This is a genomic window from Bacillus sp. PK3_68 (genome assembly GCF_003600835.1).
In the GTDB taxonomy this organism is placed as follows: Bacteria; Bacillota; Bacilli; order Bacillales; family Domibacillaceae; genus Pseudobacillus.
On sequence record NZ_NQYC01000001.1, the window covers coordinates 4,044,315 to 4,066,063 of the forward strand.

Here is a 21,749-nt window from a genome sequence, read left to right on the forward strand (position 1 = left end):
TGAATGGAATGGTGACAGATGAATTTCGAACATACAACGGTACTGTTGAAAGAAACAGTAGAAGGGCTGAACATTCGACCAGATGGAGTTTATGTCGATTGCACGCTGGGTGGTGCAGGCCACAGCGAGTATTTGCTGTCGCTGCTTGGAGATCAAGGGAAGCTGTACGCCTTTGACCAGGATGAAACGGCGATTCGTCATGCTGCAAAAAGACTGGACCGGTTCGGGGACAAGGTAACCTTTATCAAGAGTAATTTTAAGTATATAAAGGAAGAACTTGCGCGATTACAGGTTGATAAAGTAGACGGTATTTTATATGACCTCGGTGTTTCTTCCCCTCAGCTTGATACACCGGAAAGAGGTTTTAGCTACCACCACGATGCGCCGCTTGACATGAGAATGGATTTGACTGGCGGTCTTAGCGCTTATGAGGTAGTGAACCATTGGGAGTATGCCGACCTGGTGAGAATTTTTTTCCAATATGGGGAAGAGAAATTCTCTAAACAAATTGCTCGTAAGATTGAAGCAGCCAGGGAGACAAAACCTATTGAGACAACTGGAGAATTGGTGGAATTGATTAAGGAAGGAATCCCAGCTCCCGCCCGCAGAAAAGGGGGCATCCGGCTAAGCGTGTTTTCCAGGCAATTCGCATTGCAGTAAACGATGAATTGCGCGTGTTTGAAGAGTCTTTAAAAACAGCTATCGGATTATTACGTCCCAAGGGAAGGATTAGTGTCATTACTTTTCATTCACTTGAAGATCGCATTTGCAAATCTATTTTCAAAGAAGCAAGCCAAGGGCCAGATTTACCACCTGGATTGCCAATGATACCAGAAGAGTATGAACCTGAGTTAAAACTCATTACACGCAAGCCGATCTTGCCGACAGAAGAGGAATTAGAAGATAACAATCGAGCCCGGTCCGCGAAGCTGCGTATTGCTGAAAAAATAAAATAAACAGGGGTGAAAAAATGAGCAATCTTGCGAGAAAACAACAAATTAGACACGAAGAAAAAACGCTATCCAAGAGTAAAAAACAGCAGATTAAAAAGCGCCTGTTTACACCGGGGGAAAAAGTGTTGTTCCTGCTTTTTGCCTTAATGATTTGTTTTTTAGGCGCAAAGGTAGTTTCGACACAGGCAGCTCTTTATGAGGTAAACAGGGACATTCAAGATGTCGAGCAGCAGATTAAGGAGCAGAAAAAAATTAATCACGACCTCGAAGCACAAGTCAGCGAAGAAAGTACATACGAAAGAATCTGGAAGCGTGCGAAGGAGCTAGGATTAAATTTAAGCGAACAAAATATTAAGGTTGTGCAGCCGCAATGAATGAAAATCGAATGAATATGAAAAGAGGAGCAGCGATATTATTTGTAATATTCGCCCTGCTCTTTTTTGTCTTATTTGCCCGTTTTCTCTTTATACAAATATCGGGAAAAGCAGATGGACACGCATTAAAGAGTGAAGCTCTGCAAAAGTATTTGCGAACGGATGTGCTGGAGTCAAACAGAGGAACGATTTATGATCAGCATGGAGCAGTGATTGCCGAGGATGCCACCTCTTTTACACTTGCCGCTATTTTAGATCCTTCGATGACAACGAATCCAAAAAAGCCAAAGCACGTAACGGACCCGGAAAAGACCGCAACTGTGTTGGCCAAATATATTGATATGGACAAAAGTGAAATTGAAAAGCGTTTGGAGAAAAAAGGGGCTTTCCAAGTAGAATTCGGAAAAGAGGGCCGAGATCTGTCAAACAGTGTAAAAAAGAAAATTGAGGCAGAAAGACTACCGGGGATTATCTTCTTAAGGGATTCAAAACGTTTTTATCCGAATGGTAAATTTGCTTCTCATTTAATTGGTTTTACGCAAAAGCTTGAAGAGAAAAAAGGCAATCAAGTGATTCAGCGTACTGTTGGACAAATGGGAATTGAAAAAACTTATGAAAAATATTTAAAAGGAAAAGATGGGAAAATCCAATATAAAAGCGACTTATGGGGATACTTGCTTCAGGATAAGAAGGAGATGATTCAAGAGCCCGATGATGGGGATCACATTTATTTAACGATCGACACAAAAATTCAAACCTTTTTAGAAGATGCGTTGAATGAAGTAGAAAAGGAATATAAGCCAGGAAAAGCTTTTGCGATTGTGGCCGATGCTAAAACTGGGAAGATTCTTGCTATGGGCCAGCGGCCGTCTTTTCACCCGGATACACGAGCAGGTCTTGGAGACAATTGGAGCAATGATCTTGTGGAATACTCATTTGAACCAGGTTCAACAATGAAAATCTTTACACTTGCTTCGGCCATCGAGGAAGGTGTTTTTCATCCGAATGAGCTTTACAAGTCAGGCACGTATAAAGTGGGCCGAGAGGCTATTCGTGATCATAATGGAGGAGCAGGCTGGGGGCCGATTACTTATTTAGAAGGAGTGCAGCGTTCTTCAAACGTTGCTATGGCTAACTTGTTGGAAAAAATGGGACCGGATGTTTTCAGGCAGTATTTAGATGATTTTCATTTCGGGCAAAGAACAGGCATCAGGCTGCCGAACGAAGCAAAAGGAAAAATTCTCTACAACTATCCGCTGGAAAAAGTAACGACAGCTTTTGGCCAAGGCACGACGGTTACAGCCTTGCAATTAATCCAGGCTGCGACTGCTGTTGCTAACGATGGAAAGATGATGCGTCCTTATGTAATTGATAGAATAGTAGATGATAAGACAAAGAAAGCTCTTGTGGAGAACAAGCCTGAAAAAGTAGGAGAACCGATTTCAAAAGAGACAGCTCAACAGGCAAGAGAAGTATTGAAAAGTGTAACAACTGCCGAACATGGCACCGGACAAATGTATCAAATTCAGGGGTACGAAGTGGCAGGAAAGACTGGAACGGCTCAAATGCCAAACCCTCAAGGCGGTTATTTACATGGAGCAAATAACTATATTTTCTCCTTTTTAGGTATGGCCCCTGCGAAAGACCCTCAGCTTGTCGTTTATGTAGGTGTTGCCCAGCCGAATCTTGATGGGGAAGCAGGCTCTGTTCCGGTCTCGAAAATATTTAATCCAGTTATGCGTAACAGCTTGCAATATTTGAACATTGAACCGAAGCAAACGCCAGCAGCCAAATCTATTAAACTGGAGAATTTTAAAAATAAGACTGTAAACCAAGTAGTTCAGGAGTTGAAACACAATAAGATTGAACCGATCGTTATGGGAACAGGAACAAAAGTAGTTGGTCAGTCCCCAGAAGCGCGGTCGACACTTTTGCAAGGCGAAAAAGTAATCTTGCAAACAGATGATACTGTTACGATGCCGGACATGGAAAACTGGTCACTGCGAGATGTAATGAAAGCAGCGAATCTTGCCGGTTTAAAAGTCAGCTATACAGGAGAAGGATATGTTGCCAGCCAGAACATTAAGCCAGGGGCGCCTTTAAAAAAGGGACAAAAACTAATTTTAAAGCTAATGAAACAAGAAGAAAAATTACAATTTGATCAGCAACAGAAAGAACAGCAAGAAGAAGAAAGCCAAAACGAACAAGAAGAGCAACAATCGGAAACATCAGAAGCAAATGAGGAAACAACAGGCTGAGGGAGTATGCGTCAGGCTTGATGATCCTTTGTAGAAAGCTGCTGCAGGCAGCTTTCTTTTTTGTATATATCTTGCTCTGTCTCTTTAATAAGGACACTCTTGTTTTCTTGTAATCATAATCCCCTCCTTGTTACATATATTGAATGAGAATGGAAGGAGGGGACATGCTTGAGAAGAGTTTCAGCTGTCACGATTAGAAAACGGCTTGTGTTCGCGTTGCTCGCCGGCATTACCATATTTATGATTATCGGGCTGAGGCTTGGGTATGTACAGTTCGCTTTAGGCGATGATTTGACGGACAAGGCACAAGATTTATGGAGCCGCAATATCCCTTTTGAACCGGAGAGAGGAAAGATTATCGATCGAAATGGAACGGCTCTAGCAGAGAATAAAAGCGCACCCACTGTTTATGTTGTTCCACGACAAATAGAGGACCCGGAGGAAGCGGCCAAGAAGCTGGCATCCGTCTTAAATATTGAAGAGAAAAAAGCCTATCTTCACTTAACGAAAAAGTCATCTATTGAAAGGATCCATCCAGAAGGGAGAAAAATCTCATTTGAAAAAGCCGAGGAAATACGAAGGCTTGGCGTTAAAGGGATATATATCGCGGAGGATTCGAAAAGACATTATCCCTTTGGAAAAAGCTTAGCCCACGTCCTTGGTTTTGCTGGAATTGATAACCAGGGGCTTATGGGCTTGGAAGCCTATTATGATGCGGAATTAAGTGGACAGAAAGGTTCTATGAGGTTCTTCTCAGATGCAAAAGGAAAAAGGATGCCGCAAATGCCGGATGGTTATGCAGCACCGGTGGATGGCCTGGACTTAAGATTGACCATCGATTCAAATATCCAAACAATCGTGGAAAGAGAGCTTGATATTGCTGAAGCAAAATATGAGCCGGATGGAGCCATTACCATTGCGATGAACCCAAATAATGGAGAGATTTTGGCGATGGCAAGCCGTCCTTCGTTTAACCCAGAGCAATTTCAAAACGTCTCTCCGGAAATTTATAACCGCAATTTACCGATTTGGAGCACATATGAGCCAGGATCGACCTTTAAGATTATTACGCTGGCAGCTGCTCTCGAAGAAAAGAAAGTGGATTTGTATAAGGACCATTTTCATGATTCTGGTTCGGTGGAAGTTGGTGGAGCAAGGCTACGCTGCTGGAAAAAGGGAGGCCACGGGCATCAGTCTTTCTTGGAAGTGGTGGAAAACTCTTGCAACCCAGGATTTGTAGAACTCGGCGAGCGTTTAGGAAAAGAAAAATTATTTCAGTACATCCGTAATTTCGGTTTTGGCGAGAAAACAGGTATTGATCTGCAAGGGGAAGGCAAGGGGATTCTTTTTAACATGGGGAGAGTCGGCCCAGTGGAGCAGGCTACCACTGCTTTTGGACAAGGGGTAGCAGTGACGCCGATTCAGCAGGTCACAGCTGTTTCTGCAGCCGTCAATGGAGGGATTCTCTACCAGCCATATGTAGCCAAGGAACTTATTGACTCAACGACAGGAGAAGTAGTCAAACGAAAGGCACCCGTTGTAAAAAGACGTGTAATTTCAACTGAGACGTCAGAAAAAATTCGCTTTGCACTTGAAAGTGTGGTGGCCAAAGGGACAGGAAGAAACGCATTTATCGAAGGGTATCGTGTAGGAGGGAAAACCGGGACGGCTCAGAAAGCAAAGGACGGTCGCTATCTTGAAAACAATCATATCGTTTCTTTCATCGGTGTAGCACCCGCCGATAACCCTCAAATTGTTGTTTACACAGCCATTGACAATCCGAAGGGAACTGTCCAATTCGGTGGAACTGTAGCAGCGCCGATTGTAGGGAAAATTATGGAGGATAGCTTGCAAGTGCTTGATGTCAAACCTCGCAAAAAGCAGATCGAAAAAGAAACGCAATGGAATGACCCTCAAATTGTAGCGGTGCCTGATTTTAAAGGAATGGATAAAAAAGACCTTTCCCAGCAGCTATATAATTTTAAGCTTGAGATTGAAGGAAACGGGCAAAAGATTGTTCAGCAATCTCCCGAAGCTGGCACTAAAGTGGAAGCCGGCTCGACCATTAGATTATTCATGAATTAACCGTTAGATATGGGGCTTTTCAAAGATCCAGCCGACCAAAAGTTTATTTCCCGCCGCTTTTTATCGGCGGGTCTTTCATTTATTGGGAAGGAAATAACAAAATCATGACTAAAAAATCATGCAAAAAATTTAATTTGTGATAATATGGTCGTTGTGATTTTTTCTGAAAAGAAGTCGCATCCTTCTCTCTTTTTAGTTAAAATAGTAAAAGGCTTTGCTTAAACAACAATACATATACAGAAGCTGTACGGAAAGGATTGAAAAAAGTGAATCTATCAGACTTATTAAAGTCTCTCCCTTTTTATAAATTATCTCATTCATCAAATCCGGAGATTTTATCTTTAGAGAACGACCATAGGCAAGTGCAAGAAGGGTCTTTATTTATTTGCATTAAAGGCTATACATTTGATGGTCACACGGTTGCACAGGAGGCGGTTAACAGAGGGGCACGGGCTATATTGGCGGAGCAGCCGGTTAAAGTGGAAGGTGCGCCTGTTATTACCGTAACGGATACAAAAAAAGCAATGGCTATTCTCGCTGATTTTTACTATGGATCGCCAACGTCCAAAATGAAGCTTGTTGGGATTACCGGTACAAACGGCAAGACAACGACGAGCCATCTTTTAACAGAGATTTATAAAGAAGCCGGCGAAACAACCGGTTTGATCGGAACGATGTACATGAAGATTGGAGAAGAAGTGATCAACACGAAAAACACAACTCCAGAAAGCCTGACACTACAAAAAACTTTTAAGAAAATGAAAGATAACGATGTGACAGCAGCTGTGATGGAAGTTTCTTCGCATTCGTTAGTTGAAGGCCGAGTGTGGGGATGTGATTATGATGTCGCTGTTTTTACAAATCTAACGCAAGATCATCTCGATTATCATCATACAATGGAAGAGTATCGGCGGGCAAAGGGTCTGCTATTTGCTCAGCTAGGCAATACCTATTCAACTGACAAGCCGAAATTCGCTGTGTTGAATGAGGATGAAGAAGCAACTGTCTTTTACAAGAAAGAGACAGCTGCTCATATTGTGACTTACGGGATTGATCATGAAGCTATGTTTCGGGCTACGGATATCAAGTTGACATCTAAGGGAACAGAATTTCTTCTTTGTTATCCGGAAGGGAGTAGAAAGGTTGAAACGAAGCTTGCCGGAAAGTTTAACGTTTATAACGTCTTAGCTGCTCTTGCTGCTGCTTATGCGGGAGGAGTAGAGGTTGAAACGGCGGTGCGGGCGATTGAGCGGATAGAGGGAGTAGCAGGTCGATTTGAGCTGGTAGCCAATGATCAGGGAATTGCTGTTATCGTTGACTATGCCCATACGCCTGATAGTCTCGTTAATGTGTTAAAAACTGTTCAGCCATTAACTGAAGGGCGGGTGTTTGCGATCGTGGGCTGTGGAGGCGACCGAGATCGGACAAAGCGCCCAATCATGGCTAGCGTAGCATGTAAATATGCAACGAATGCGATCTTTACATCAGACAATCCACGAAGTGAGGACCCGGCCACTATTTTAAATGATATGGAAGCTGGGGTCACAGGAGAATTATACGAAGTCATACCCGATCGGAGAGAAGCGATCTTCTATGCCATCGAACATGCCCAACCAGGGGATGCTGTTGTTATAGCCGGGAAAGGGCATGAAACCTATCAGATCATTGGCGATAAAGTTCTGGACTTTGATGACCGGGAAGTTGCCAAAGAGGCACTCAGCAGCCGAAAGAAAGAGGCGAATTAATATGCTGGAGAGAGATGTATTTTTAACAATGTTTATGGCTTTTTTCGTTACCGTTATTATAGCGCCGATGTTCATTCCGTTTTTGCGGAGATTGAAGTTTGGCCAAAGTATTCGTGAGGAAGGGCCTGAATCGCACCAAAAAAAATCCGGTACACCGACGATGGGCGGCATTGTTTTCCTGCTCGCTATCATTGTGACCGTTTTGTTTATGTCCCAGGTTTATGCAAGTATTGGAGCAGAAACGATATTGCTGCTGCTTGTAACGATTGGCTTTGGCCTGCTCGGTTTTCTTGATGACTTTATCAAAGTCGTTATGAAGAGAAACTTGGGATTAACGTCCAAGCAAAAGCTTGCAGGGCAAATTGTTATCTCTGTTCTGTTTTACATTATCTACACGAAAAATAATTTATCTACAGAATTAAGCATTCCTTTAACAGATATATCATTTGATGCTGGCATTTTATATGCTGTATTCGTCATTTTCTGGCTTGTTGGTTTTTCCAACGCCGTAAATTTAACTGATGGGCTTGACGGGCTCGTGTCCGGAACGGCTGCTATCGCTTTTGGTGCGTTTGCTGTACTTGCATGGAATCAAGGGCTCAATGAGACTGCCATCTTTTCCTTTGCTGTAGTCGGAGCGGTGCTTGGTTTCTTAGTATTTAATGCTAACCCTGCAAAAGTATTTATGGGAGATACTGGATCGCTGGCTCTTGGTGGCGCCATCGCGGCTATTTCTATCCTGACTAAGTCTGAATTTCTCCTGCTTGTTATTGGCGCTGTTTTCGTGGCTGAAACATTGTCGGTTATCATTCAAGTTATCTCTTTTAAAACAACAGGTAAGCGTGTGTTCCGCATGAGTCCGCTCCATCATCATTTTGAACTGGGCGGATGGTCAGAATGGCGGGTGGTAGTTACATTTTGGACGGTCGGTGTACTGTGTGCGATGATCGGAATTTATATCGGAGCGTGGATCTAATTGAAAACAATAACAAACTTTCAGCATAAAAAAATTCTTGTCTTAGGGCTTGCAAAAAGTGGAGTCAGCGCGGCTTTGCTTTTACATAAACTAGGTGCTTTCGTGACGGTAAACGACCGGCAGCCCCTAAATGAAAATCCGGAAGCGCAACATTTACTTGAACAGGGAATTAAAGTGATTTGTGGAAGCCATCCGATTGAATTGCTTGATGAAGGGTTCGAGATAATCGTGAAAAACCCAGGAATTCCTTATCATAATCCGCTTGTTGCCGGGGCGGCTGAGAGAGGGATTCCTGTATTGACAGAAATCGAGCTTGCTTATTTAATCTCTGAAGCGCCATTTATCGGAATTACCGGTACAAACGGGAAAACGACCACAACCACACTGATCTATGAAATGTTTAAGGCGGACAAGAAAAGTGCAGTACTCGCCGGGAACATTGGACAGGTTGCTTCAGAGGTAGTGCAGGAAGCGCAGCCGAAGGACCATGTAATCATTGAATTGTCGTCTTTTCAACTGCTTGGCATAGACAAGTTCCGCCCACATATTGCGATTATTACTAATTTGTATGAGGCTCATCTTGATTACCATGGAACGAAGGAAGAATATGCGCAAGCAAAGTTAAATATCACGAAGAACCAGACAGAGAATGATTTTTTGATAGTGAATGCGGACCAGGAGCATTTGCTACAGCTTACAGAAAAGACGGAAGCAGCACTCGTCCCTTTTTCGACAAAGGAAATGAAAGCAACAGGTGCATGTGTGCAGGATAAGTATATAGTCTTTCGAGGCGAAAAAATTATAGCTCTTGCAGAGGTTGCCCTGCCAGGTGCTCATAATTTAGAGAATATCCTGGCAGCTGTGTCTGCAGCTAAATTGGCTGGGGTGACGAACGAAGCGATTAAGGAAGTGCTGACTACTTTTTCTGGTGTAAGACATCGAACACAATTTGTTCGCGAATGGAACGGCCGGAAATTTTATAACGATTCAAAAGCAACCAATACGCTTGCTACCAAAAGCGCGTTGGCCGCATTTGACCAGCCGATCGTGTTACTGGCAGGCGGATTGGACAGAGGGAATGGATTCGATGATTTAATTCCGTATATGAAGAATGTAAAGGCATTAATTACGTTTGGCGAAACAGCAGGAAAGCTTTCGGAAACAGCCGAAAGGGCTGGGGTAGAGAAAGTGGTAAAAACGGAAAATATGCAGCAGGCTGTGCGAGCGGCCTATGAGTCTTCCGCGGAAGGAGACATCATTTTATTGTCACCGGCTTGTGCGAGCTGGGATCAATATAAAACTTTTGAGCAGCGTGGAGATATATTTATCGAAGCTGTGCATACATTGAAATAAAGAGCTTGTCTTCTTAAGCAAATTGTCGGGGCATGCTCTGGATTCTTGAATTAGAGGTGTATGCCATTGCCGGTAAAAAAATTTGCTCCTGATTACGTCCTGCTAATTTTAATTTCAGTTCTGCTCACTATTGGGATCACCATGGTGTACAGTGCAAGCGAAATATGGGCTGAATACAAATTTCATGACGCGTTCTTTTTTGCTAAAAGGCAACTTTTATTCGCGGTTGTTGGATTTGTTGCCATGATTACCATTATGAACGTGGAGTATTGGACATGGCGCCGCTTTTCAAAATCAGCATTGATTGTCTGTTTTGTTCTGCTGATCCTTGTGTTAATACCGGGGGTTGGGATGGTAAGGAACGGCTCTCAAAGCTGGATCGGAGCAGGGGCATTTTCTATTCAGCCTTCCGAATTTATGAAGCTGGCGATGATTATCTTTTTAGCTGGGTATTTATCAGAAAACCAAAAGCATATGATTTATTTTAGAAAAGGACTGCTGCCGGCGCTTGGTCTGGCCTTTACTGCTTTTGGATTAATTATGCTGCAGCCGGATCTCGGAACAGGAACGGTCATGATAGGAACGTGTCTTGTGATGATTTTTTTATCCGGTGCTCGGATTTTTCACTTTGCTCTTATGGGGTTCGCTGGAATTGCTGGTTTTGCAGCGTTGGTGTTGTCAGCGCCTTACCGAATCAAGCGGATTACCTCCTTTCTGGATCCGTGGTCGGATCCGTTAGGAAGTGGGTTTCAAATTATTCAATCGCTTTATGCCATTGGACCTGGAGGACTGTTTGGTCTTGGGATCGGTGGAAGCCGTCAGAAATATTATTACTTGCCCGAGCCGCAAACTGATTTTATTTTTGCGATATTAGCAGAGGAGCTTGGTTTTATCGGAGGGATTTTCACCCTCTTGCTCTTCTCATTGCTCTTTTGGCGGGGCATCAGGATTGCTCTTAATGCCCCTGATTTATTTGGCAGTTTCCTTGCAGCGGGGATTATTTCGATGCTGGCCATACAAGTCATCATTAATATCGGTGTAGTCACCGGCTTGATGCCTGTCACTGGTATTACTCTCCCTTTCTTGAGCTATGGAGGGTCGTCTTTAACGCTCATGCTCGCAGCGTTTGGTATTTTACTTAACATCAGCCGCTACGCCAAACGTTAAAAGCGCCTTCTGTCAGATCAGCTGCTAATTTTTTAAGGTATATTATCCCTACGACAGCTTGAAACCTGATTATTCAGGTTTCTTTTTTTTTTGAAAAACCTTGATTTTAACCTGATATCATTTGATTCTCGCTATCTATTGATTTAATATGAGATTGCATTAAGTGAAATCGACAAGAATAAGATTATTGCTTGAGTCAGAAATGTAACAATTAGGTGAGAATTGCTACATTTTTTTTGTTTCCTTTTCAAATAAGCAAAGTTATATTTATATAATGGGTGATTGTAGTATGATAAAGGACAGCGACCTATCTCTGCTTTTATGGAGAGAAGGCAAGAAACCTTTTGATTTAACGATACATACACTTATAGAAACAAGACGTGCAGTGATTAATTTGAGGTGAAAAGAAAATGAAAATAGTGGTCAGCGGCGGAGGAACTGGTGGACATATTTATCCAGCTCTCGCCCTTATAAGGACAATAAAAGAAAAATATCCTGAAACTTCATTTTTGTATATCGGTACGGAAAAGGGTTTGGAATCTAAACTCGTCACGAGAGAAGATATTCCGTTTCGCTCCATTGAGATAACAGGATTTAAACGCAGCCTTTCCATGGAGAATGTAAAAACAGTAATGCGCTTTCTAAAAGGTGTAAAAGAATGTAAAAGAATGATAAAAGAATTTAAGCCTGATGCTGTGATTGGTACGGGTGGATACGTATGCGGGCCTGTCGTCTATGCTGCTGCCAAGCTCGGCATTCCGACCGTTATTCACGAGCAAAATAGCGTACCTGGGCTGACGAATAAGTTTTTGAGCAAATATGTAGATAAGGTAGCTATCTGTTTTGAGGAGGCAGGCAGCTTTTTTCCTGAAAACAAAGTGGTGCTAACCGGAAATCCGCGCGCTTCAGAAGTCGCCAACGCCAAGCGGTCTAATGCTTTAAAAAACTTGGGTTTATCTGAGAAAGAGAAAACTGTGCTCATTTTCGGAGGCAGCAGGGGCGCGCGTCCGATTAATGAAGCCGTTGTGGAGTCGCTTGCCCAATTCGCTGACAGGCCCTATCAAGTTCTCTATATAACAGGTGAGGTCCATTTTGAGCAAGTTCAAAAAGAAGCGGAAGCTGCAGGCAAGCCTGAAAATGTAGTCGTCGTCCCATTTATTCATAACATGCCTGAGGTACTCGTTGAATGCGACCTTGTTGTTTCAAGAGCCGGAGCTACCACCTTAGCTGAACTAACCGCTCTTGGTGTTCCCAGCATACTCATACCGAGTCCGTACGTGACAAATAATCACCAGGAGAAAAACGCCCGTTCACTGACAGACCATGGGGCTGCTATCATGCTTGGAGAAAAAGAGCTGACTTCCGACTCGCTGCTAAAAAATCTTGATAATGTTTTGTTAAATGAAGATGAATGGCATCGAATGAAGGAAGCTGCAGCTCATTTAGGCATTAAAGACGCATCAGAGCGGTTGTTCGCAGTCATGCTTGAGCTAGCCAATAAATAACAAATGAACAATTTCTAAACGCAGAATTAATAGGAAGTAAATAAAAGAGTGGTTTTTTCTTTTATCCTCTTTCTCTCTGCATTACAATAAGTGTAATAGGGGGATGCGGCATAGATGTTTAGCCGCTCTTCTACTTATTATTTAATCGGACAGATCGGTGAACCTGGAGGAAAGGATATGGAAAAAGGAAAAATCGTCTCCATTGAAGAGAGAATTCCAAAGCTGAAAAAGTTGAGAAAAAGAAAAACAAACCGGCGGCTCATCTTCATTATTTCCTTGTTTTTCCTGATCGTATTGGCTGTTGGTTACCTTCAGTCGCCACTCAGCAAAGTTTCATCTATTAAAGTAGAAGGAAACGAGCTGTCCTCAAATGCTGACATCATTGCCCAAAGCGGCATTAAAGAAGGAGACAGCATCTGGAAAGTAGGAATGAACCGATCAGAGAAAAAACTTGAAAGTGATCCGAAAATTCATCAGGCCGATGTGTCAATTGTTTTTCCTAACAAATTAAAAATCTCTGTGAAAGAACAACAAAAGCTCGCTTATCTGGCAAAAGGGAAAAAACTATTCCCAGTGTTGAACAATGGAACAATACTCAGAGACGCAGCAGACGGCACACCTGAACAATTACCAGTTCTGTATGGTTTCAAGTCGGGCAAAGAATTGAGTCGGCTGATGAGATCATTGGAAAAGTTGCCGAGTGAAATAGTAAATTCCATCTCAGAAATTTACTATGCGCCTAAAAAAACGGACTCTCTTCATATTCAACTATTCATGAACGATGGATTTGAGGTTTCAGCCACCCTTAAAACCTTTTCTGACAAGATGGTTTATTACCCCGCGATTGTCAGCCAGCTTGATCCCAACGTCAAAGGGATTATTGATTTGGAAGTGGGCTCATACTTTAAAGCCTATGACTCAGAAAAAGGAAAAAAGGCTGAAGAACCAACCCCTCAACAGTAATTGTAACTATCTCGAATTTAAAAGGTCAATTAGTTAATGGTAAAAAATGTTTGAAATCCCTTTATTTAGAAGGAAACAATCGCTTTCTTTCAGTAAAATTGGCTTTTCTAGGGTCGCAACTTGGTGTAGACTTGTAGATAGCGGTTCTGTAACACTTTAGATATTTTTTATCTTTAACAGTTTTCCAATTAATCTATGAAAAAAGCAAAATAACAAAAAATATTAAATTTTAAAAGGGAATTATGTTGAAAATGACGAATGTTTTCTATTATATAAATAATTCGACCAAAAGAGAAAAAATTGTTGTTCGGACAATGAGTTTTTCAGAGCCAAGGGAGGTGCCACAGAATGAACAGCAATGAAGTATTAGTAAGTCTTGACATCGGTACGTCCGCTATAAAGGTAATAATTGGTGAGATGGTAAATGAATCGTTAAATATTATCGGTGTCGGGAACGTAAAATCGAAAGGAATTCGAAAGGGTTCAGTCGTAGACATTGATGAAACCGTTCATTCAATAAAAAAAGCAATTGAACAGGCAGAAAGAATGGTAGGAATAGAAATTAAACAGGTGGTTGTCGGCATCGCCGGCAATCATGCTCTTCTACAGCCATGCAGTGGGGTAGTGGCTGTCTCTAGTGAAAACCGAGAAATTACTGATGTGGATGTAGCCAGAGTCATCGATGCGTCACAGGTAATGTCTATTCCTCCAGACCGGGAGATTATCAATGTGATCCCAAAGCAATTTATCGTGGATGGTTTAGATGAAATTACTGATCCGCGCGGTATGATTGGCGTCCGGCTGGAAATGGAAGGAATCATTGTTACAGGCTCTAAGACCTTTTTACATAATACATTACGTTGTGTAGAGCGTGCTGGTCTTGAAATAATGGACATTGTTTTTCAACCGCTGGCAGCGGGAGAAGTTGCTTTATCGAAAGATGAGCAAAATTTAGGAACTGTTCTTATTGACATTGGAGGAGGATCTACTACTGTAGCCGCATTCAGTCAAGGGAATATAAGGGCAACAGCCGTCTTTCCAATTGGCGGCGACCATATTACAAAAGATTTATCTATTGGATTACGGACGACTACTGAAGATGCAGAGCAAATTAAATTAAAGCATGGGCATGCTTTTTATGACATGGCCTCTGAAGAAGAAGTGTTTAGTGTTCCTATTATTGGCAGTGATCAGCATCAGCAATTTAGTCAATTGGAGATCTCCGATATTATCGAAGCGAGATTAGAAGAAATATTTGAGATGATTCTTGACGAGTTAAGACATCAGGGGGTACAGGATGTGCCTGGTGGATTTGTTTTAACGGGCGGAACATCCGCTCTACCAGGAATACTGGATTTAGCTCAAGATGTTTTCCAAAACCGCGTTCGCATGGCGATTCCTGATTATATTGGAGTAAGGGAGCCGCAATATACGGCATCGGTTGGCTTAATCAAATATGCTTATAAAAACGCTAAATTGCAAGGAAGAAAAGTTAATGCTGTCCAAGAACCAATTATGGTGCCTGAATCGCGGCATGAAGAACCTTTGCCGCCTAAAAAAGCAAAGCCTGAGAAGCAGCCGGAACAGAAGCTGACTTCAAGAGTAAAGAAGTTTTTCGGATACTTTTTCGAAGAATAAGTCATCGTAGAGAAATAACGACGAATTAGGAGGATTTGTCATGTTGGAGTTTGATACTAATTTAGATTCATTAGCGACTATAAAAGTTATTGGCGTAGGCGGCGGCGGAAACAATGCTGTTAACCGTATGATCGAACACGGGGTGCAAGGGGTTGAATTTATTGCGGTTAATACCGATGCCCAAGCACTTAATCTATCAAAAGCTGAAGTGAAAATGCAGATCGGTTCAAAGCTTACACGTGGACTAGGTGCAGGTGCAAATCCGGAAGTAGGAAAGAAAGCAGCAGAAGAAAGCAAAGAACAAATTGAGGAAGCGTTGCGTGGAGCCGATATGGTATTTGTTACAGCCGGAATGGGCGGTGGAACAGGTACGGGAGCCGCTCCGGTTATTGCCCAGATTTCTAAAGATCTTGGTGCGTTAACGGTTGGCGTTGTGACCCGTCCGTTTACATTTGAAGGACGCAAACGGGCCACACAAGCAGCTAGTGGTATTGAAGCAATGAAAGCATCGGTTGATACGTTAATTGTTATTCCGAACGACCGATTGCTAGAGATCGTTGACAAAAGCACACCAATGCTTGAAGCATTCCGAGAAGCGGATAATGTTTTACGCCAAGGGGTTCAAGGGATATCGGATTTGATCGCTACTCCTGGTTTAATTAACCTGGATTTTGCCGATGTAAAAACAATTATGTCCAATAAAGGATCCGCCCTTATGGGAATCGGGATTGCTTCCGGCGAAAACCGTGCAGCAGAAGCCGCGAAAAAGGCGATTTCGAGCCCATTGCTTGAGACATCTATCGATGGAGCGCAAGGTGTAATCATGAATATCACAGGTGGAACGAATTTAAGCCTTTATGAAGTACAGGAAGCCGCTGATATTGTCGCTTCTGCTTCAGACCAGGAAGTAAACATGATTTTCGGTTCCGTGATTAATGAAAATTTAAAAGACGAAATTGTTGTAACTGTTATTGCGACTGGCTTTAAAGAGTCGGATTTACAGCAGCCGAAGCAGCCACGAGCTGGTTTTGGCCAAATGAAGCAGTCTGTTCAAGCACCTGTTTCTCCACCGAAGCGCGAACTGAGACAAGAAGAGGCCCCTCCACAACAAGAGATGCCATCAAGACAGCCGTCTCAGCCAGCTGAAGAGACCTTAGACATACCGACATTCCTTAGAAATAGAAATAGACGCCGCTAATAAACGGGTAAGCGACAAAGATAAAGGCTGTTCCATTGGGACAGCCTTTATCTTTTTTTATTATAGAACATCTGTTCTCAAAGCGCAATTCTTTCCTCTCTCTAATCTGACAAAAACCGGAATTTTCCTTTAAAAATTGTTTCATTTCCCTTCTATATTGTGACACACTTCTTTTTTATTGCCCGATATACTTTTAATAAATACTCTTATTAAATGCAAGTGAACCTAAAAGGAGGATAGGGTACGTGTGGTTTTATATTTAGACGCGCTATGGCTATTGAATCTACTTGCGGACAGCTTGTTATTGTGGATGACGGCTATCTTTCTGAAAAGATCTGTAAAATGGTATCGCCTCCTAATTGGAGGAGGGATCGGTTCCATTAGTATTTTGTTGATGGTTACACCCTTTGCGGGAGTTGCAGGACACCCATTTGCAAAACTCTCTTTATCAGTAGCGATGGTGTTAGCCGTATTTGGCTATCGGCGATGGAAATACTTTTTGTTAATTTAATGGCCTTTTATTTCTCTACATTTTTAACCGGGGGCATGCTGTTGGGGGCCCATTATTTTATTCAATTTGATATGCAGATGGAGTCGGAATTTTTTCTGGCGGGATTAAAGGGATTTGGAGACCCTATCAGCTGGGTATTTGTCATGTTCGGTTTGCCAATTGCCTTCTATTTTGCCAGGAGCCGGGCAGACGATTTCGAGACAGCAAAACTTCAGCATGATCAACTGCTTGATGTAAAGATCATGATTAACGGCGCGGAATTTCTTTTAAAGGGACTTGTTGATACAGGGAACCAATTACACGATCCTCTTTCTAAAGCGCCTGTTATGTTGGTTTCTATTACTGGTTTAGAGGAACAGTTGCCTAAAGAAGTGGTTAAAGCCGCAGATCAGCCAGAAATTTTGCTTTTCCAGGATGAATATTTGCCAGGGGAATGGCTTGATAAAATGAGATTAATTCCAGCTAAGTCTGTCGGAAAGGCCCATCAGCTACTACCAGCTTTTAAACCCGATTATGTAGAGATTAGCAATGGTCAGAAAAAAGCAGTCGTGTCAAAAGCGCTTGTTTCTTTTACATCTATGAGTTTGTCATCTGACAATCAGTTTTCATGTATTCTGCACCCCAAAATGGCCTTGTCTTTGTCTTATGAAGAAGTATCATAACTTGCGATATTTATTCTTATTAATGAGGAGGTTGCTTTATGAGGAGTTTGCGATTAAAAATCACTTATTATTGGTACAAGCTGCTTATTAAATTGAAGCTGAAAACGGATGAAATTTATTATATTGGCGGAAGTGAGGCGCTTCCCCCACCTTTATCACGGGACGAAGAGGAAAAACTGCTTATCAAGTTGCCGAAAGGCGATCAGGCAGCCAGAGCGCTGCTGATTGAAAGAAACCTGCGGCTTGTTGTCTACATTGCAAGAAAGTTCGAAAACACGGGCATCAATATTGAAGACTTAATTAGTATCGGCACGATTGGTTTAATTAAAGCGGTGAATACGTTTAACCCGGAAAAGAAAATTAAACTAGCCACGTATGCATCCAGATGTATTGAAAATGAAATTTTAATGTACTTGCGTCGCAACAATAAAATTCGTTCAGAGGTATCATTCGATGAACCGTTGAATGTCGACTGGGATGGGAATGAATTGTTGCTTTCGGATGTTCTTGGCACAGATGACGATATCATCACAAGAGACATTGAAGCAGGAGTAGACAGAAGTCTTTTATTTAAAGCGATGGAACATCTGTCTGATAGAGAAAAACAAATCATGGAGCTGCGCTTCGGTCTAAAAGGAGAAGAGGAAAAAACACAGAAAGATGTGGCGGATTTATTAGGAATTTCGCAATCTTATATTTCCAGACTAGAAAAAAGAATTATTCAGCGGCTGCAAAAAGAATTTAATAAAATGGTTTGACTGACTCGTATTCCCCATTTGCAAATGAATGGCTAAGCGCCTAACAGAAAGCAGACAAAATGGGGAATTTTTATTATTTGTGAACGAAAGTAACTGTGTGCATATTTCAAATTATACTTATAAGCTGGAACAGGAGCTCTTTAAAGTTAGAGTTTGTTTACGAATCAACATCGTTATTTATTTAGTGTAGCGCTCCTCCTGCTTCTGACTGAGCCGCTTCTGCTTTTCTTTGTCCAGCTTCAGGCGCTTGCGCGTACACGGATTTCGCTCTCTCAGTCGGAGTTTGGAAAGCAACTCCTCGTCGAGAGCTCCAATCCGCTATCGCGCAGAACGAGCGCCTTCCGCATTTCTTTTATGCATAGTTTTCTTTTTGTGGGGAGATACTGTTGGTTGTACAGCAGTTCCTGCGAGGAGGGAAATTTCATAATGGCGCGTAATAAAGTGGAGATATGCGGTGTGGATACTTCGAAGCTTCCCGTGTTAAAAAATGAAGAGATGCGAGATTTATTCCGTCGTCTTCAGGGAGGAGAGCTGAGTGCACGGGAAAAGCTTGTAAATGGAAATTTGCGGCTCGTGTTAAGCGTAATTCAACGGTTTAATAATCGCGGTGAATATGTAGATGACTTATTTCAAGTCGGCTGTATTGGACTAATGAAATCGATTGATAATTTTGACTTAAGCCATAATGTCCGTTTTTCTACATATGCTGTGCCTATGATTATCGGCGAAATTCGGCGATATTTGCGTGACAACAATCCAATCAGAGTTTCTCGTTCGCTGCGGGATATTGCCTATAAAGCCCTGCAGGTGAGGGAGAGGTTGATTGCTGAAACATCAAAGGAGCCGACGGCTGAAGAGATCAGCAGGGAGCTTGATGTACCGAAGGAAGAAATTGTATTCGCCCTCGATGCGATTCAAGATCCGGTTTCTTTATTTGAGCCAATTTATAATGATGGCGGTGATCCGATTTTTGTTATGGATCAATTAAGTGATGACAGTCATAAAGATACGCAATGGATCGAGGAGATCGCTTTAAAAGAAGGATTGAAAAGGCTGAATGATCGAGAGAAAATGATTATCCGTAAACGATTTTTTCAAGGAAAGACACAAATGGAAGTTGCTGAAGAAATTGGTATTTCGCAAGCTCAAGTATCCAGGCTTGAAAAAGCAGCTATTAAACAAATGAATAAAAATATTAATTAAAAGTTGAAATAAGACTCTTCCAGGGCGGCCGCCTAAGAGTCTTATTTTTTATTTCTGCATATAGTAATATATCGGCAACTAAGCATTAAAGGGGGCAAGGCATTGGGAAGAATATCTGATTTTCAGCTGAAGGATATTGTCAATGTAGCCAACGGCAAGAAACTTGGAAACATTTCTGATATTCATTTGAATTTAACAGCGGGAACGATCGACTCTATTGTCATTAGTAGTTCCGGAAAAATATTTGGGCTTTTTGGAAAAGAAGAAGAAATTGTTATTCCTTGGTCACAGATTGTTAAGATTGGAGAAGATGTTATTCTTGTCCGTTATTCTGGGAACTCATTATCTGCAGAGGGCGGATCAAGAGAGGAATAATTTGTTTTTCAGTGACGTTTCCTGTTTGATTATGTTACACTAAAAGAAAATGCTCGGGAGTAGAAAAATGACGGAACCCTTTGTTTCTGCGCATGACAGCTTTTATATAATTAAAGATTGGCACGAGGCAGTACCCGGCCTCGTCGCAGGTTTTTCTACCAAAGCAGGCGGCGTGAGCACCGGGGATTTTGCCAGTTTGAATACCGGTTTTCATGTGAATGACCGCCCGGAAGATGTAAGAGCCAACCGGATGAAGGTTGGCCGGCTTCTAGGTTTATCAGCAGAGTCATGGATTGGCGCCTGCCAGACACATGGAAACCGTATTGCTTGCGTAACCGGAGCAGACAGCGGAAAAGGTGCCCTCGACTATGAGTCAAGCTTTTCGGATACAGATGGTTTTTACACGGAGGAAAAGGGCATCCTGTTAACGCTTGTTTTTGCTGACTGTGTCCCTCTTTACTTTTTATCTAGAAAGCATAAAAGAGTGGGAACGGCTCATGCGGGCTGGAAAGGAACCGTGCTTGGCATTGGAGCCAGCATGGTAGAACAGTGGAAGAGAGATGGAATTAAGCCGGAGGAGATAGAAGCGGTGATCGGTCCGTCGATTTGCCAGAGTTGCTATAAAGTGGACAGCAGGGTGATCGATAAGGCGCGCCAGTGGCTGGACGATTGTTATCCTCTGCCGTTTTCACCGGTCGCTGGGGAAGCGGGACAGTTCCATCTTTCATTACAAGAGCTGAATAAGCTGATTTTAATGAAAGCTGGAGTTCCTCCGGAAAATATTCGATCAACGATGCAATGTACAAGCTGTGGTGCAGAGTTTTTTTCGCATCGCCGCGATAAAGGAAAAACAGGAAGAATGCTAGGGTTCATTGGATGGAAGGAAGGAGTTTCAACGTGAAAGTAGCAGAAAAGTTGCAGGGTGTACAGCTGCGAATTCAAGAAGCCTGCGAAAGAGCGGGCAGACAAACAGATGAAGTAAAAGTGATTGCTGTAACTAAGTATGTATCGGTGGAGAGAGCGCAGGAAGCACTCGAGGCCGGGCTCGTTCATCTCGGTGAAAACCGTGATGAAGGGTTGCTGGAAAAGTGGGACAAGTTAAAAGGAGAGCCTATATGGCATTTCATTGGCAGCTTACAGTCCAGAAAAGTTAAAAATATCATTGATAAAGTGTCATACATACATTCACTCGATCGTCTTTCGCTAGCTAAGGAAATTAATAAACGAGCGGAAAAGCCGATTAATTGTTTCATTCAGGTGAATGTATCAGGAGAAGAGTCAAAGCATGGATTGTCGCCTGCAGAAGTAATTACATTTGTGGAGCAGCTTGCCAATTACGAGAAAATTGTCCTGTGCGGACTAATGACGATGGCGCCGTTAACAGATGATGAGAAGGTGCTGAGAACTTGCTTCAAACAGTTAAAACAGCTTCAGGAGGAAATTCAAAATAAGCAGCTGCCTTATGCCCCATGCACGGAGCTATCAATGGGAATGAGCAATGATTATCAAATTGCCATCGAAGAAGGCGCAACAATGGTGAGAATTGGAACGGCACTTGTTGGTGAATAAGCCCAGGAGGTGGAGTAATGGGAATCAAATCGAAATTTAAAGCTTTCTTTCTGTTAGATGAGGATGACTATCAGCTAGTGGAAGAAACTGAGTCTGATGAAGAGGAAAGAACAGCAAAGAGCCCAAAATCCGCAAAGAAAAATGTAGTAAGCCTGCAAAGTGTGCAAAAGTCCTCCAAAGTGATTCTCAGTGAGCCGCGGGTATTTGCGGAAGCACAAGAAATTGCCGATCATTTGAAAAGCAGACGGGCTGTCATCGTTAATTTGCAGCGCATCCAGCATGATCAGGCAAAGCGGATCATTGACTTTTTAAGCGGAACGGTTTATGCAGTCGGTGGAGACATTCAACAGCTTGGCCAGAAAATCTTCCTTTGTACGCCGGATAATGTGGAGGTGGATGGCAACATTACACAGTTTATAACAGAAGACGATACTAATAATACGGGGTGGTCATAAG

General features: G+C 42.4%; 17 protein-coding genes and 2 pseudogenes. All 19 read left to right on the forward strand.

Annotated features, from left to right (window positions below):
• Positions 1-18: 18 nt before the first annotated feature.
• The 19 genes and pseudogenes from rsmH (at position 19) to CJ483_RS20395 (ending at position 21,748) form a co-directional block, all read left to right on the forward strand.
• A pseudogene (gene rsmH / locus CJ483_RS20305) lies at positions 19-956 on the forward strand (16S rRNA (cytosine(1402)-N(4))-methyltransferase RsmH).
• A 14-nt stretch (positions 957-970) separates the two neighbouring features.
• Positions 971-1,327 (forward strand): cell division protein FtsL, encoded by a 357-nt coding sequence (ftsL, locus tag CJ483_RS20310; RefSeq protein WP_120037086.1) that lies wholly within the window; start codon positions 971-973, stop codon positions 1,325-1,327.
• On the forward strand, positions 1,324-3,585 hold the full coding sequence (locus CJ483_RS20315) for a penicillin-binding protein (protein ID WP_120037088.1): 2,262 nt from the start codon (positions 1,324-1,326) through the stop codon (positions 3,583-3,585). The genes ftsL and CJ483_RS20315 overlap by 4 nt, the downstream gene beginning before the upstream one ends.
• Positions 3,586-3,753: 168 nt before the next feature.
• Positions 3,754-5,670, forward strand: coding sequence for a stage V sporulation protein D (locus tag CJ483_RS20320; RefSeq protein ID WP_120037090.1), 1,917 nt, complete (start codon positions 3,754-3,756; stop codon positions 5,668-5,670).
• 266 nt (positions 5,671-5,936) lie between these two features.
• Positions 5,937-7,415 (forward strand): UDP-N-acetylmuramoyl-L-alanyl-D-glutamate--2,6-diaminopimelate ligase, encoded by a 1,479-nt coding sequence (locus CJ483_RS20325; protein WP_120037092.1) that lies wholly within the window; start codon positions 5,937-5,939, stop codon positions 7,413-7,415.
• 1 nt (position 7,416) lies between these two features.
• Positions 7,417-8,391, forward strand: a complete 975-nt coding sequence (gene mraY, locus CJ483_RS20330; protein WP_120037094.1) for a phospho-N-acetylmuramoyl-pentapeptide-transferase — start codon at positions 7,417-7,419, stop codon at positions 8,389-8,391.
• A complete protein-coding gene (gene murD, locus CJ483_RS20335) occupies positions 8,392-9,744 on the forward strand; it encodes a UDP-N-acetylmuramoyl-L-alanine--D-glutamate ligase (protein WP_120037096.1) in 1,353 nt (450 codons plus the stop codon).
• A 66-nt stretch (positions 9,745-9,810) separates the two neighbouring features.
• Entirely contained in the window at positions 9,811-10,911 is a 1,101-nt protein-coding gene (gene spoVE, locus CJ483_RS20340; RefSeq protein ID WP_120038171.1) for a stage V sporulation protein E, read from the forward strand.
• Positions 10,912-11,321: 410 nt separating this feature from the next.
• Complete coding sequence (gene murG / locus CJ483_RS20345; RefSeq protein WP_120037098.1) at positions 11,322-12,416, forward strand: undecaprenyldiphospho-muramoylpentapeptide beta-N-acetylglucosaminyltransferase; 1,095 nt, start codon at positions 11,322-11,324, stop codon at positions 12,414-12,416.
• Between the two features lie 114 nt (positions 12,417-12,530).
• Positions 12,531-13,379, forward strand: a complete 849-nt coding sequence (locus tag CJ483_RS20350; protein ID WP_342754424.1) for a cell division protein FtsQ/DivIB — start codon at positions 12,531-12,533, stop codon at positions 13,377-13,379.
• Positions 13,380-13,727: 348 nt separating this feature from the next.
• The gene (ftsA, locus tag CJ483_RS20355) at positions 13,728-15,017 is read left to right on the forward strand and encodes a cell division protein FtsA (RefSeq protein ID WP_120037100.1); all 1,290 of its coding nucleotides are present in this window, start codon (positions 13,728-13,730) and stop codon (positions 15,015-15,017) included.
• A gap of 40 nt (positions 15,018-15,057) precedes the next feature.
• Complete coding sequence (gene ftsZ, locus CJ483_RS20360) at positions 15,058-16,215, forward strand: cell division protein FtsZ (protein WP_120037102.1); 1,158 nt, start codon at positions 15,058-15,060, stop codon at positions 16,213-16,215.
• A 310-nt stretch (positions 16,216-16,525) separates the two neighbouring features.
• A pseudogene (gene spoIIGA, locus CJ483_RS20365) lies at positions 16,526-17,388 on the forward strand (sigma-E processing peptidase SpoIIGA).
• Positions 17,389-17,426: 38 nt separating this feature from the next.
• Positions 17,427-18,146: an RNA polymerase sporulation sigma factor SigE gene (sigE, locus tag CJ483_RS20370; protein WP_041099835.1), complete on the forward strand. Its 720-nt coding sequence runs from the start codon at positions 17,427-17,429 to the stop codon at positions 18,144-18,146.
• A gap of 426 nt (positions 18,147-18,572) precedes the next feature.
• Positions 18,573-19,349, forward strand: a complete 777-nt coding sequence (gene sigG / locus CJ483_RS20375) for an RNA polymerase sporulation sigma factor SigG (protein ID WP_041099837.1) — start codon at positions 18,573-18,575, stop codon at positions 19,347-19,349.
• 102 nt (positions 19,350-19,451) lie between these two features.
• Complete coding sequence (locus CJ483_RS20380) at positions 19,452-19,724, forward strand: YlmC/YmxH family sporulation protein (RefSeq protein WP_120037104.1); 273 nt, start codon at positions 19,452-19,454, stop codon at positions 19,722-19,724.
• 67 nt (positions 19,725-19,791) lie between these two features.
• The gene (pgeF, locus tag CJ483_RS20385; RefSeq protein ID WP_120037106.1) at positions 19,792-20,625 is read left to right on the forward strand and encodes a peptidoglycan editing factor PgeF; all 834 of its coding nucleotides are present in this window, start codon (positions 19,792-19,794) and stop codon (positions 20,623-20,625) included.
• Positions 20,622-21,293 carry a YggS family pyridoxal phosphate-dependent enzyme gene (locus CJ483_RS20390; protein ID WP_120037108.1) on the forward strand — a complete coding sequence of 224 codons (672 nt, stop codon included), beginning with the start codon at positions 20,622-20,624 and terminating at the stop codon, positions 21,291-21,293. The genes pgeF and CJ483_RS20390 overlap by 4 nt, the downstream gene beginning before the upstream one ends.
• 17 nt (positions 21,294-21,310) lie before the next feature.
• The gene (locus CJ483_RS20395) at positions 21,311-21,748 is read left to right on the forward strand and encodes a cell division protein SepF (RefSeq protein WP_120037110.1); all 438 of its coding nucleotides are present in this window, start codon (positions 21,311-21,313) and stop codon (positions 21,746-21,748) included.
• The last annotated feature ends 1 nt before the right edge of the window (position 21,749 follow it).